The 12384-nt window shown below is 59.4% G+C and carries 15 protein-coding genes and 1 other RNA gene; 10 read left to right on the top strand and 6 right to left on the bottom strand.

The genetic code is table 11. The features are described 5' to 3' along the window. Positions 1-244: 244 nt before the first annotated feature. Positions 245-655, top strand: coding sequence for a flagellar basal body-associated FliL family protein (locus AC4LF3_RS01740; protein WP_010796702.1), 411 nt, complete (start codon positions 245-247; stop codon positions 653-655). Position 656: 1 nt separating this feature from the next. Here the strand turns inward: AC4LF3_RS01740 and AC4LF3_RS01745 are convergent, their stop codons facing one another. After that, positions 657-1091, bottom strand: a complete 435-nt coding sequence (locus AC4LF3_RS01745; protein WP_491836235.1) for an EVE domain-containing protein — start codon at positions 1089-1091, stop codon at positions 657-659. 188 nt (positions 1092-1279) lie between these two features. Here AC4LF3_RS01745 and AC4LF3_RS01750 point away from each other — a divergent pair, with 188 nt between their 5' ends. Then, the gene (locus AC4LF3_RS01750) at positions 1280-1423 is read left to right on the top strand and encodes a hypothetical protein (RefSeq protein ID WP_010796704.1); all 144 of its coding nucleotides are present in this window, start codon (positions 1280-1282) and stop codon (positions 1421-1423) included. Between the two features lie 50 nt (positions 1424-1473). Here AC4LF3_RS01750 and AC4LF3_RS01755 read toward each other — a convergent pair whose 3' ends face one another. The 4 genes from AC4LF3_RS01755 to AC4LF3_RS01770 form a co-directional block, all read right to left on the bottom strand. Continuing rightward, on the bottom strand, positions 1474-2088 hold the full coding sequence (locus tag AC4LF3_RS01755) for a 5-formyltetrahydrofolate cyclo-ligase (protein ID WP_074821567.1): 615 nt from the start codon (positions 2086-2088) through the stop codon (positions 1474-1476). A gap of 9 nt (positions 2089-2097) precedes the next feature. After that, positions 2098-2275, bottom strand: a non-coding RNA gene (ssrS, locus tag AC4LF3_RS01760) — 6S RNA. Positions 2276-2303: 28 nt separating this feature from the next. Then, positions 2304-2615, bottom strand: a complete 312-nt coding sequence (locus AC4LF3_RS01765; protein WP_010796706.1) for a cell division protein ZapA — start codon at positions 2613-2615, stop codon at positions 2304-2306. Further along, entirely contained in the window at positions 2612-2833 is a 222-nt protein-coding gene (locus AC4LF3_RS01770; protein ID WP_010796707.1) for a TIGR02449 family protein, read from the bottom strand. Before AC4LF3_RS01770 ends, AC4LF3_RS01765 begins: the two co-directional genes overlap by 4 nt. 106 nt (positions 2834-2939) lie before the next feature. Here AC4LF3_RS01770 and AC4LF3_RS01775 point away from each other — a divergent pair, with 106 nt between their 5' ends. The 8 genes from AC4LF3_RS01775 to gcvH all read left to right on the top strand — a co-directional run bounded on the left by AC4LF3_RS01775 (position 2940) and on the right by gcvH (position 11898). Further along, the gene (locus tag AC4LF3_RS01775) at positions 2940-3494 is read left to right on the top strand and encodes a UPF0149 family protein (protein WP_073450029.1); all 555 of its coding nucleotides are present in this window, start codon (positions 2940-2942) and stop codon (positions 3492-3494) included. Between the two features lie 46 nt (positions 3495-3540). Further along, a complete protein-coding gene (pepP, locus tag AC4LF3_RS01780; RefSeq protein ID WP_491834679.1) occupies positions 3541-4890 on the top strand; it encodes a Xaa-Pro aminopeptidase in 1350 nt (449 codons plus the stop codon). A gap of 11 nt (positions 4891-4901) precedes the next feature. After that, positions 4902-6098, top strand: coding sequence for a 2-octaprenyl-6-methoxyphenyl hydroxylase (ubiH, locus tag AC4LF3_RS01785; protein WP_491834680.1), 1197 nt, complete (start codon positions 4902-4904; stop codon positions 6096-6098). 48 nt (positions 6099-6146) lie between these two features. Further along, positions 6147-7370 (top strand): 2-octaprenyl-3-methyl-6-methoxy-1,4-benzoquinol hydroxylase, encoded by a 1224-nt coding sequence (locus AC4LF3_RS01790; protein WP_491834681.1) that lies wholly within the window; start codon positions 6147-6149, stop codon positions 7368-7370. A 94-nt stretch (positions 7371-7464) separates the two neighbouring features. Beyond that, on the top strand, positions 7465-8463 hold the full coding sequence (locus tag AC4LF3_RS01795) for an extracellular solute-binding protein (RefSeq protein WP_286787097.1): 999 nt from the start codon (positions 7465-7467) through the stop codon (positions 8461-8463). 118 nt (positions 8464-8581) lie between these two features. Continuing rightward, the gene (locus tag AC4LF3_RS01800) at positions 8582-10192 is read left to right on the top strand and encodes an ABC transporter permease (protein ID WP_491834682.1); all 1611 of its coding nucleotides are present in this window, start codon (positions 8582-8584) and stop codon (positions 10190-10192) included. A 122-nt stretch (positions 10193-10314) separates the two neighbouring features. Continuing rightward, positions 10315-11397: a glycine cleavage system aminomethyltransferase GcvT gene (gene gcvT / locus AC4LF3_RS01805; protein WP_197873031.1), complete on the top strand. Its 1083-nt coding sequence runs from the start codon at positions 10315-10317 to the stop codon at positions 11395-11397. A gap of 120 nt (positions 11398-11517) precedes the next feature. Further along, positions 11518-11898, top strand: coding sequence for a glycine cleavage system protein GcvH (gene gcvH, locus AC4LF3_RS01810; RefSeq protein ID WP_150348185.1), 381 nt, complete (start codon positions 11518-11520; stop codon positions 11896-11898). A 63-nt stretch (positions 11899-11961) separates the two neighbouring features. On the opposite strand, the gene AC4LF3_RS01815 is transcribed toward gcvH, so the two are convergent. Beyond that, entirely contained in the window at positions 11962-12276 is a 315-nt protein-coding gene (locus tag AC4LF3_RS01815) for a DUF2388 domain-containing protein (RefSeq protein ID WP_010796716.1), read from the bottom strand. Positions 12277-12384 lie beyond the last annotated feature (108 nt).

Below are 12384 nucleotides of genomic sequence, written 5' to 3' on the forward strand. Positions count from 1 at the left end.
GGGTGTGAGCATCTGCTGATGAAAGGTCAGGCGTGAGGCGGGTGCTATCCTGTTGTTTCAAGGCGCCATCCTGGGCGGAACCTGTCCGCGACGACTAAAGAGACTGTTTTTATAGTCTGTCATATTCGGGTGGTTGCCCATCTGAATCCTATGGCTTCAGAAATGCACCGTTTAGTCGATAAGCTGTGACAGGCATAGCTATCGGTTGGCTATGCACCACTCTTTTTGTTCGAGGAATTGCCCCGTGAAAGCCCTGCTTGCGTTCGTACTTGCTTTCTCACTCGCTCTGCCAGCCTGGGCGGAGGAAAAAAAGGAGGCCGAAGAGGGCGCCCCGCAACCCAACTACATCAACCTGACGCCCGCGCTGGTCGGTAATTACGGCTCTGGTCCAAAGCTCAAGTACTACAAAGCCGATATTGCCCTGATGACGATGAGTAAGGAAGACTCGGCGCGCGTGTCCTTTCATGAGCCCTTGATCCGCAATCAGCTCATCATGCTGTTCGAGCAGCAGACCGATGAGACCCTGACCGGTGCCGACGCCCGTGAAGCGCTGCGTCAGGCGGCGCTCAAGCAGGTCCAGGACATCATCAATGGCGAAGAAGGCAAACCAATGGTCGAGGACCTGTTGTTCAACAACCTGATCGTTCAGCCCTAAGTCATCGGCAGGCCAGGATGGCCTGCCATTCTTCGTCAGTTACTGGCATGACTGACAGGCGGCTGCCCTTTTGCAGCAATGCAAAACTGCTCAGGGCAGCCACCTCGCGCAGACGCGCCAGTGAAATGACCTGATCGAATACCTCGACAATACTGACGTCGCGGGCAATCCAGGGGTTTTTCTCTAGGGTGGCTTTCGACGAATGGTATGGGCTTTTCGGATCCAGCGCGGTCGGATCAGGAAAGGAACCATTTTCTATGCGGCCAATACCGGCTACGCCTGGTTCGGGGCAGCTGGAGTGGTAGAACAGAAAGAGATCCCCGGCAGCCATGGCCCGCATGAAGTTGCGTGCCTGATAGTTACGAACGCCATCCCAGCGTCCACTGCCGAGACGTTGCAAATCATGGATGGAAAACTCATCGGGTTCCGATTTCATCAGCCAATAAGGCACGAAGATTGCTCCTGGCAAAACGGTTCTGGACTTTCTGACAGTTGGTTGACGCAATGTTTGCGTCAGAAAACTGGTTAGCGCAGAATGCCGCGGTTTTTGAGTAGCCGTACGGCCTGGCATATAAACAGGTCGGCGGTGTCGTTAATTATGCCAATGAAGGGGTAGGCACATAGATGAAACGCAAGCCGGACTTGCTTTGGGTACTGGTCGCGCTGTTTAGCTTGGGCGTTGTGACGACAGGCTATACCCAAAGTCTCTGGGAAAAGCAGCAGGACAATTCACCGTCCGCTCATGTGATTCAGCAAGTGTCCCGCTGAATCTTCGCAACACGCTGTGGAATACCCTGCGTTGTAGTCTGGCGCAGGGTTCAGGCCTTCTCTTCCTTCCCGTACCATCCCTTATCCGTCACGGTTGCCTTCATCGGCACATCCCAACTGGCCAGGGCCAGCTGATCCACCTTCTGACATTCGTGGGCCAATCCTAACAATTTAGGTGAGCGCCAGGCGATGCGACGTTTGAGATAAGCCAGGCTCCGATCATAAAAGCCGCCACCCATACCCAGGCGACCGCCCTGTGCGTCAAATCCTACCAATGGCATCAGAATCAGATCGAGTGTCCAGGGTTTGCGCTGCTGTACCCGATTCGGTCTGGGTTCGACGATCCTGAAGCGATTGCGCACCCAGCGCTCGTGGGGGCGGACACGCTGAAAATGCATACGCGTGGCGGGCCAACGGCTCAATACAGGCAGGAAGGTGGCCTTGCCGCGGCGCTGGGCTGTTCGAAGCAGCGGACGCGGGTCGATTTCACCGTCATTGGGAAGATAAAAGGCAATCTGCCGGGCACGGCGAAACAAGGGATGATGGCTGAGCTGACGATGCAGCTGTCGAGCAGCCTGCTTTTGCTCGGTAGGGCTCAATGCCCGACGTTTCTGACGCAGGATTCGGCGCAGGGCCGGACGAGAATGATCAGAAGCTTTGATCATGAGTGAAGGTAGCTCCCCGGAATGCCGCTGCCGGTGTAGCCCTTGAACCCGAGAGTTCAAGGTGGGAGAAGTCGTGGGCCATTAGGCTTTCCGGCGTGCGGACATGCACACAAGCCCAGCGAGCGACCCCCGTGGTGTTGCTTATCGGCTCAGGGACATGACCGACTGGCAAACACACCAGAGAGTGTGTCCAGTATACCCCTTCGCCACGAGAATCAAACCCCCCGTTCGTCCTGCTCTGTCGTCAGAGCCCGGTCGACACGGTCCAGCAGGTCGCGAACGCGCTCGCGCGTGCTGCTGACTTCGAAGTTCACGCCATCCTGGCGGTGCAGCAGGTCGTGAGTGATGTTAAGGGCTGCCATGACCGCAATGCGGTCGGCGCCAATCACTTTGCCGCTGGCACGGATTTCTCGCATCTTGCCGTCGAGGTAGCGCGCAGTGGTTTCAAGATTGGCGCGCTCGTCCGGTGGACAGCTGATGCAGTAGTCCTTGTCGAGGATGTGGACGGTGACGGTGTCGGTGCTCATGAGTCCTGCTCCAGGGCTTTCAGGCGTAAAATCATCGCTTCGACCTTATGTCGAGCCAAATCGTTCTTTTCGATTAGCTTGGCGCGTTCTTCTCGCCAGCCACGCTCATGGGCGCGCAGCTGGCGATTCTCTTTCCTAAGCTGTTCGATGTGTTCGAGCAGTTGCTCAATTTTATCGGTCAGTACTTGGAGATCGTTTTCGATCGAGGACTCGCGCATGGATGGCTGCTGCTCCGAGCTATACAAGGTTGGCCGGTAACAAGGTCAACGCGTAGGATACAAGGTTCATTCTAGCCATCACGTCGACTAACGACCATAGCCATCCATGACGAGTACATCATCTGCATACGCCGCGTTCACACAATTATTGAGCGAAGCGGCTCTTCCTGTCTCCCCGGCCGAGCTTCATGGCCATCTGATGGGCCGTATCTGCGCCGGCGCCGGGTTTGACGAATCCGACTGGCTCGTTGCCGCTACCGACCTCCTGGGCGGGGCGCCAAGCGACCGCCTGAAGTCAGCATTGATAGGGCTTCTGGGCATGGTACAGCAGGAATTTGCCACCAACGAAGTGGCCATCGTGCTGCTCCTGCCAACCGACGAAGCGCCGCTCAAGGAGCGCCTGGCCGCTATGGCGCAATGGTGCCAGGGCTTCCTGTCCGGCTTTGGGCTGGCCAGTCGTACGGCGGAGCTGTCCAACGAAGCCAAAGAAGTTTTGCAGGATCTTGCCGCCATCGCGCAGGTGCAGGACACGCTCGAGGAGTCCGAGGAGGGCGAAAACGATTACATGGAGGTCACCGAGTATCTTCGTGTGGCGCCTGTCATTCTTTATAGCGAGTACGGCAAGAATCCTTCGCCTGCACCCAAGCCTTCAATCCATTGAGGATTGACCCGGCGGGCGAGGGCGAGCTTTCCGTTAAGGAGTTCGCATGATCCGCATTCCGAAGGCCGAATTCGCCCGTCGGCGTCGAGCGCTCATGGCCGAGATGGCGGCGGGCAGTATTGCGATATTGCCCGCTGCGCCTGTGCGTGTGCGTAACCGCGATATTGAATATGCCTACCGTCAGGACAGCGACTTTCAATACCTGACCGGCTTTCCCGAGCCGGATGCCGTCATGGCGTTGATTCCGGGGCGGGAACACGGTGAGTACGTGCTGTTCTGCCGGGAGAAGGATCCTGTCCAGGAGATGTGGACGGGCCCGCGCGCCGGTCAGGAAGGCGCGATTCGTCAATACGGGGCTGACGATGCCTTTCCCATCAGCGACATCCACGACATCCTGCCGGGGCTGATCGAAGGGCGGGAGCGGGTCTATTACGCCATGGGCTCAAACCCCGATTTCGATCGTCAGTTACTGGACTGGATCAACCTGATCCGCGCCAAGGCCAACCAGGGGGCACAGCCACCCAAGGAGCTGATTGCACTTGATCCTCTCCTGCATGAAGCCCGTCTCTTCAAGACCGCGGCTGAGATCAAGGTTATGCGTGAAGCGGCAAGTGTGTCGGGTGATGCTCATATTCGGGCCATGCAGGCCTGTCGGCCGGGGCTCAGGGAGTATCATCTGGAGGCGGAGCTTGATTATGCGTTTCGCAAGGGCGGGGCGCGGATGCCAGCCTACGGTTCCATCGTCGCTTCCGGCCGCAACGCCTGTATCATGCACTACCAGCAGAACGATGCGCTGCTCAAGGACGGCGATCTGGTGTTGATCGACGCCGGCTGCGAGATCGACTGCTACGCCAGTGACATTACCCGTACCTTTCCGGTCAATGGTCGGTTTTCGCCTGAACAGAAGGCTATCTACGAGATCGTGCTGGCAGCCAACGAGGCAGCTTTTGCCTGCATCGCGCCCGGGCGCCATTGGGACGAGGCCCATGAGGTCACGGTCCGTATCATTACGGAAGGGCTGGTTGATCTTGGCCTGTTGCGGGGTGAGATCAATACCCTGATTGACGAGGGCGCGTATCGTGATTTTTACATGCATCGGGCCGGACACTGGCTGGGGCTGGATGTACATGACGTTGGCGACTATCGCATCGGTGATCAGTGGCGGATGCTGGAGCCGGGCATGACCATGACGGTTGAGCCGGGCATTTACGTGGCGTCAGACAATCTACGCGTAGCGAAGAAATGGCGGGGCATTGGCGTCCGTATCGAGGATGATGTCGTGGTCAACCGCCACGGCTGCGAAATTTTGAGCCGCCATGTACCCAAGGCGGTCGATGAGATTGAACGATTGATGGCTGATGCCCGTGGCGCTTCGGCGTCCGACGCGGTCGTGTAAGGAGAGAAGACATGCAGCGCTGCACGGTGGCAATCATTGGTGGCGGATTGGTAGGCGCCAGCCTGGCCCTGTCGCTTCAGGAGCTGGCAAAGGCGCGAGGTTGGAAGATCGTGATGGTCGAGCCCTTCGCGCCGGGTGATGCCTTTCAGCCCAGCTATGATGCCCGCTCCTCGGCGCTGTCCTATGGCTCGCGTCTGATTTACGAACGGCTGGGCGTATGGAAGGCCCTGGCCGAGCGCGCCGAGGCGATCAAACACATCCATGTCTCGGATCGTGGACGCTTTGGTGCAGCGCGCCTGGATGCTGCCGAGCAGCGCGTCGATGCGCTGGGCTACGTCATCGAGAATGCCTGGCTGGGGCATTGCCTGTGGCACGCTCTGGACCGTGACATCATCGAATGGCGTTGTCCTGCCGAGGTTCGTCGTCTGGTTGCAGAGCCGGATGGCTATACACTGACCCTGGATGATGACAGTGAGCTGACCTGCGATCTGGCGGTTCTGGCCGATGGCGGCCGCTCGGCGCTGCGCGAGCAGCTGAGCATTCATGTGGAACAGACGACCTATGACCAGACGGCCCTGATTGCCAACATCACCCCGGGTGATCCGCATCAGGGCTGGGCCTTCGAGCGCTTTACCGATACCGGGCCGCTGGCCCTGCTGCCGCTACCTGAAAACCGCTGCGCCCTGATCTGGACCCGCCCGCAGGCTGATGCAGAACGGCTGGCCGCGATCGATGAGCGATCGTTTCTGGCTGAGCTGCAACAGGCTTTCGGCTATCGACTGGGCACATTCCGGCAGGTAGGCGTACGCCACAGTTATCCGCTGACCCTGATCAAGTCGCAGGAGCAGGTAAGGCCGCACCTTGTAGTGCTGGGCAATGCCGCCCATAGTCTGCATCCGATCGCCGGACAGGGTTTCAACCTGTCGCTACGGGATGTGTCCGCGTTGGCTGAAGCACTGGAAAACAGCGAAGCCAAGCCCGGTGACTTTGCAACCTTGCAACAATACCTGGAGGGTCAGCGTCTTGATCAGCAGCTGACCATCGGTTTCTCCGACCAGGTAACGCGGCTGTTTTCCAATGGCAATCCGTGGCTGGCGGCGGGGCGTAATGCCGGGCTGATCGGCCTGGAACTATGGCCCTCTGCAAAGGGGACGTTTGCCCGTCAGGCAATGGGACTCGGGACACGTCCGGCCCATGCCCTGTTTTGATCATTCCTGTCCTGTTAGGTCCATAACCGCTGCAAAGGAGCTTTGACCGTGGAAACCCAAGTAGACATCGCGATTGTCGGTGCCGGCATGGTGGGTAGCGCCCTGGCGCTGGCATTGGAGGGCAGCGGCCTGAAGGTGCTCCTCCTGGACCGCGGTCCGATGACGGTAAAGCCCTTCGACTCCGCTCAGCCCTTCGAGGCGCGTGTCAGTGCCTTGTCCGAAGCCAGCCGACGTATCCTGCAGAACCTCGGGGCCTGGGAGGGTATTGCCTCTCGCCGTACCAGTCCCTATCGACGCATGCATGTCTGGGACAGCTCAGGCACCGGTGCCATTGATTTCACCGCCAGTAGCGTTCATGCCGATGTGTTGGGACACATCATTGAAAACCGTGTCATTCAGGATGCGCTGATGGAGCGTCTGCAGGCCTCCAGTGTCCAGCTGATGCCTGACGCCCGCATGGAGCTGTTGCGCCATTCTGGTGACGATTGGCTGATTCAGCTGGCTGGCGGGCAGGCCGTCCGTACCTCGCTGGTCATTGCGGCGGATGGTGCCCACTCGGCGGTACGGCGTCTGGCCGGTGTCGAGACGCGGGAGTGGGATTATCTGCATAACGCCATCGTGACCAGTGTCCGCTGCGCGCATCCCCACCAGAAAACCGCCTGGCAACGCTTTACGGACGATGGCCCGCTGGCGTTCCTGCCTCTGGATCGCGAGGGGGACTTACATTGGTGCTCGATCGTCTGGTCCTGCACGCCCAAGGAAAGCGAGCGGTTGATGGCGATGGATGACAATGCATTCTGCGCCGCATTGGGTCGTGCATTTGAAAACCGACTGGGCGCGATCGAGCAGTCCGATCCGCGCGTCTGTATTCCGCTGCGCCAGCGCCATGCCAAGCGTTATGTCGAGCCGGGGCTGGCTCTGATTGGCGATGCCGCCCATGTCATTCACCCGTTGGCCGGGCAGGGGGTGAATCTGGGCTTTCTGGACGCCGCTGTCCTGGCTGAGGTCCTGCTGCATGCGCACAAGCGGGGCGAACATTTGGCCGATGTGCGTGTGCTGAGCCGCTATGAGCGCCGTCGCATGCCGCATAACCTTGCCATGATGGGCGCGATGGAGGGCTTTCAGCGCCTGTTCCAGAACGACAGTCTGGCCGTGCGCTGGCTGCGTAACACCGGCCTCAAGCTGGTCAACGATCACTTTGAGGCGAAGGCTGTCTTTGTCCGTCAGGCATTGGGCCAGACCGGCGATCTGCCGACACTGGCCCGTGTCTGATGAGGGTAATGACACAACTCGACACATTTGTTGAGACGGCTCGATAAGCGAGAGTCTTTATCATTTGCACCTGTCTTTCACGGAGGTGCTTTACATGCCGTTTCGCAAAGTGGTTGCTGCGTGCGCAGTGTGGCTAACGGCTGGGGTCACCCAGGCGGCTGATGAGGTGGTGGTCTACTCATCGCGAATCGATGAGCTGATCAAGCCTGTGTTTGATGCCTATACCCAGCAGACCGGTGTAAGCGTCAAGTTCATCACCGACAAGGAAGCGCCCCTGATGGCCAGGATCAAGGCAGAGGGTGCCAACACGCCAGCCGATCTGCTGATCACCGTCGATGCCGGCAACCTGTGGCAGGCCGAGCAGATGGGTATTCTGCAACCGATGCAGTCGGCCATCATTGACCAGAACATTCCATCACAGTACCGCTCCTCGACGGGGCGCTGGACAGGGCTCACGCTCCGGGCGCGCACCGTTGCCTATGCACCAGACCGCGTTTCCGAGGACGAGCTGAGTACCTATGAAGCCTTGGCTGGCCCGGAATGGGAGGGCCGCCTGTGTCTGCGTACCGCCAAGAAGGTATACAACCAATCGCTGACGGCTACCCTGATCGAAGCCCATGGCGCCGCCAAGACTGAAGAAATCCTGGCGGGCTGGGTACGCAACCTGTCTACCAGCGTTTTCCCGGACGATAACGCCGTGTTGCAGGCTATCGATGCAGGGCAGTGCGATGTGGGTATCGTGAATACCTATTACTACGGCCGAATGCACAAGCAGAACCCTGATTTGGGCGTGAAGCTGTTCTGGCCCAACCAGGACGACCGTGGCGTTCACGTGAATCTGTCGGGTGTTGGCCTGACGCAGCATGCGCCTCATCCAGAAGCCGCCAAGGCATTGGTCGAATGGATGACCGGCCCAGACGCACAGGCACTGTTTGCCGGTATCAACCAGGAGTACCCGGCCAACCCGAGCGTACCGGCTTCGGCAGAGGTTGCCAGCTGGGGCCAGTTCAAGGCCGATACGATTCCTGTCGAGGTCGCAGGGCGGCGTCAGGCAGAAGCCATCAAGATGATGGACCGCGTCGGCTGGAATTGATATCCAGCGCACCGCTATCACGCGGTGCGCCCAGCCCTGTCAGTTACGAATCCACTGCCATACCGTCCTGAGGCGATGCCTAGACCGCGCGCCCTTGGACTGCTTTCAGGTATACCCCGTGTCTCATTCCGCTGCTCGCCGCTGGTATGTCATTGCCTTCATGGCAGCAGGCCTGGTGCTCATGCCACTGTGCGTGCTCCTGCTTAGCTGGCAGCACATCGATACCGAGATCTGGTCGCACCTGTGGAGCACGCAGCTGCCCCGCCTGCTAAGCAATACCGTGACGCTTCTGATTGGCGTTGGGGTAGGCGTCACACTGTTGGGGGTAAGCCTGGCTTGGCTGACCAGCCTTTGCGAGTTTCCAGGCCGGCGTTGGCTGGATTGGGCCCTAATGTTGCCCTTTGCGATCCCGGCCTATGTATTGGCGTTTGTGTTCGTGGGGCTGCTGGATTTTTCCGGTCCCGTACAGAGCTTTCTGCGCGAGCTGTTTCACATGCGCCTGCGGTTTCCACCAGTGCGATCAACGGGCGGTGTCATCGTCGTCCTGGTGCTGGTGTTCTATCCCTACGTGTATCTTTTGGCCCGCAGCGCCTTTCTGGCGCAGGGCAGAGGGCTTACAGAGGCGGCCCGCACACTAGGGCTTTCGCCCTGGCAGGCCTTCTGGCGGATAGCCTTACCGATGGCTTGGCCGGCCATTGGTGCTGGTCTGGCATTGGCCATCATGGAGACGCTGGCCGATTTCGGTGCCGTTTCGGTATTCAATTTCGACACGTTCACCACGGCAATCTACAAGACGTGGTATGGCTTTTTCAGCCTCTCCAGCGCGGCCCAGCTGGCCAGTCTGCTCCTGCTTGGGGTCGGTGTGGTGCTGCTGGGAGAGCGCAGGCTGCGTGGCGTAGCCCGGCCCGCCAATGAGCGGGCTCGTAGCGGCGCGCTGTATCGGCTGACAGGCTGGAAGGCAATCTTTGCCACGGGCTGGTGCAGCCTTGTTTTTGCCTGCGCCTTTGCCGTTCCGGTCGTGCAGCTGGTCGTCTGGTTCTGGCAGCGTGGCCGTTTCGATCTGGATGAGCGCTATGTCGGTTTGATCCTGCATAGCCTGGGGCTGGGGCTGATTGCCGCGCTGCTGGCCGTAGGCGTAGGGTTGCTGCTGGTGTTTGCTCGTCGTCAGGCGCCGCGCCGCACGGTTCGCTCCGCTATCGGGCTCGCCAACCTGGGCTATGCACTGCCGGGCTCGGTACTGGCGGTGGCTATCATGCTAGCCTTCAGTCTGCTGGATCGTGAGCTGATCGTGCCGATGTCTCAATGGCTGGGCGGTGCGGGCAAGCCGCTTCTTCTGGGAAGTCTGGGTGCGCTGCTGCTGGCTTATCTGATCCGCTTTCTGGCAGTCGCTTACGGGCCCCTGGAATCCGCTCTGGCGCGTATCCGGCGGTCGTTGCCGGAGGCTTCCCGAAGCCTGGGTATCGGCGGACTGGGGCTGTTCATTCGCGTGTATCTTCCATTGCTGACGCCAGGAGCGCTGTCGGCTGCCTTGTTGGTCTTCGTGGATGTACTCAAGGAGATGCCCGCCACGCTGCTAATGCGCCCGTTCGGCTGGGATACACTGGCTGTACGGATCTTCGAGATGACCAGTGAAGGCGAATGGGCGCGTGCGGCGCTGCCGGCTCTTACGCTGGTCCTGGTAGGGTTGTTGCCGGTCATTGGACTGATTCGTCGTTCGGCACGGCACTGATCGCGTCTGCCGCGGTCTGTGTCTGCCATCAAGACAGACGGGAGAAATTCAAACGCCCGCTTGTCATCTCGAACGACTACAATGCCGGCCGCTGCAGCCAGCCGGACAACAAGGAGATCCCCATGGGACAGCGCACCCCGCTTTACGACTTGCATGTGGCCCTGGGCGCCAAGCTTGTGGATTTCGGTGGCTGGGATATGCCGCTGCACTATGGATCGCAAGTCGAAGAGCATCATCAGGTGCGGCGTGACTGTGGTGTGTTCGATGTCTCTCATATGACCATTGTCGATATCGACGGTGCGCAGGCTGAAGGCTATCTCTCCCGCCTGCTGGTCGGTGACGTGGCGCGTCTTTCCGCGCCGGGCAAGGCGCTGTACTCCATCATGCTCAACGCCCATGGCGGCGTGGTGGATGATCTGATCCTGTATCGCCTCGAACAGGGCTATCGACTGGTTACCAATGCTTCGACTCGTGAAAAGGTGCTCATTTGGCTGGACGTGCAGTCCGAGGGGTACGCCGTTACCCTCACGCCTCGCCCGGAGCTGGCTATCCTGGCCATTCAGGGTCCAGAGGCCCGCGAGAAGGTTGCGGATGTAGTCTCGCCGGAGCGCGCCGAGCTAATTCGCTCACTCAAGCCGTTCCAGGCCATGCCGGAAGGGCAATGGTTCATTGCCCGGACCGGCTATACCGGCGAGGACGGACTGGAGATCATCCTGCCTGCGGATGAAGTCGTCAGTTTTATGAATGAGCTAGTAGGGGCCGGAATCGGGCCGGTGGGGTTGGGGGCGCGCGATACGTTACGCCTGGAAGCCGGTTTGAACTTGTATGGTCATGAGATGGATGAGCATGTCTCTCCTCTGGCCTCCAATCTGGACTGGACCATTGCCTGGGCACCGGAAGGACGTGATTTCATTGGCCGCAAGGCCCTTGAGGAAGAGCGTGATGCCGGACCCCGCTCACGGCTGGTCGGCCTGGTACTGGAGGAGCGAGGTGTGTTGCGCGCGCATCAGGTGGTACGTATCGCCGGTTGTGGCGAAGGCGAGATCACCAGCGGCAGCTATGCGCCTACCCTGGGCAAGTCCATTGCGCTGGCCCGAGTACCGGTAGAGACAGGAGACCGGGCTGAGGTCGAGATTCGTGGGAAATGGCTGCCGGTGCGTGTGGTCAAGCCGTGTTTTGTACGTTTTGGCAAGACACTTATTTGAGCACGTTGACAGGTAATCGGCTATTTTGCGCTTTTTTCACGTCAGGCGTGGCGAGCAGACCATTCGACACGCTACGCTTGGGCTATAACGATTAGCCGATTGCCTTACAAGGAGCCGAACATGAGCACGATTCCCGCTGAACTTCGCTATGCATCCAGTCACGAGTGGGCCCGCCAGGAAAGCGATGGCACTATCACGGTCGGCATTACCGACCATGCCCAGGAGGCGTTGGGTGATGTGGTGTTCATCGAGCTGCCTGAAGTGGGCAAAACACTGGCGGCTGGTCAGGAAGCAGGCGTTGTGGAATCGGTAAAGGCGGCATCGGATATCTATGCACCAGTTTCCGGTGAAGTCATCGCTGTAAACGAGGCGCTGGCTGATGCGCCTGAGCAAGTCAATACCGACGCCTACACGGCGTGGTTCTTCAAGCTCAAGCCCAGCGATACGGCTGAGCTGGACAAGCTGATGGATGCCGACGCCTATAGCGCCGCTAACGACTGATCCCATTCAAAGAAAAAGCCCCGCCGGGCGATTCCGGCGGGGCTTTTTCATGGCCGCATGGTTTTACTGCTGGGCCGTCAGGATCTTGGTCGCCAGGTCGATATCGCTGGCGGAACTTCCTGGCGTTGCGTTGCGCATTTCGCGCAGGGCGGCTTCCAGGTAAGGACCGCGAATTTCACCATTGCTCGCGAGGAAGGCGCTGGCGTCGTCCTGGGTTGCAATGACCATCTTGTGGTCGTCACGGCTGCTCAGGTAGGTCGAGCCGGTTGTCGCTCCCGAGGTGGCGACATGACGCCAGAATTTGGCATCGGCCATAGCAGATCCGGCAGCAAACGGCAGCAGTACAAGGGGAACCAATGCAAACTTCTTGAGGCGCATAGCAACATCTCCTTCTAAAGGTTCCCTTTAGATAAGGCACGGGCCAAACGAGTTCCTTTGAAGGCAAAGTGCCTTCAAAGGACGTGAGCCGCTTGGCTTTCGAGCGGG

This window comes from Pseudomonas sp. C2.3V (assembly GCF_058536325.1).

Excerpts from the sequence above, each read along its gene's own strand:
- AC4LF3_RS01745 (WP_491836235.1), bottom strand. The coding sequence starts at position 1,091 with ATGAAATCGGAACCCGATGAGTTTTCCATCCATGATTTGCAACGTCTC.
- AC4LF3_RS01750 (WP_010796704.1), top strand. The coding sequence starts at position 1,280 with ATGAAACGCAAGCCGGACTTGCTTTGGGTACTGGTCGCGCTGTTTAGC.
- AC4LF3_RS01755 (WP_074821567.1), bottom strand. The coding sequence starts at position 2,088 with ATGATCAAAGCTTCTGATCATTCTCGTCCGGCCCTGCGCCGAATCCTG.
- AC4LF3_RS01765 (WP_010796706.1), bottom strand. The coding sequence starts at position 2,615 with ATGAGCACCGACACCGTCACCGTCCACATCCTCGACAAGGACTACTGC.
- AC4LF3_RS01770 (WP_010796707.1), bottom strand. The coding sequence starts at position 2,833 with ATGCGCGAGTCCTCGATCGAAAACGATCTCCAAGTACTGACCGATAAA.
- AC4LF3_RS01775 (WP_073450029.1), top strand. The coding sequence starts at position 2,940 with ATGACGAGTACATCATCTGCATACGCCGCGTTCACACAATTATTGAGC.
- pepP (WP_491834679.1), top strand. The coding sequence starts at position 3,541 with ATGATCCGCATTCCGAAGGCCGAATTCGCCCGTCGGCGTCGAGCGCTC.
- ubiH (WP_491834680.1), top strand. The coding sequence starts at position 4,902 with ATGCAGCGCTGCACGGTGGCAATCATTGGTGGCGGATTGGTAGGCGCC.
- AC4LF3_RS01795 (WP_286787097.1), top strand. The coding sequence starts at position 7,465 with ATGCCGTTTCGCAAAGTGGTTGCTGCGTGCGCAGTGTGGCTAACGGCT.
- gcvT (WP_197873031.1), top strand. The coding sequence starts at position 10,315 with ATGGGACAGCGCACCCCGCTTTACGACTTGCATGTGGCCCTGGGCGCC.
- gcvH (WP_150348185.1), top strand. The coding sequence starts at position 11,518 with ATGAGCACGATTCCCGCTGAACTTCGCTATGCATCCAGTCACGAGTGG.
- AC4LF3_RS01815 (WP_010796716.1), bottom strand. The coding sequence starts at position 12,276 with ATGCGCCTCAAGAAGTTTGCATTGGTTCCCCTTGTACTGCTGCCGTTT.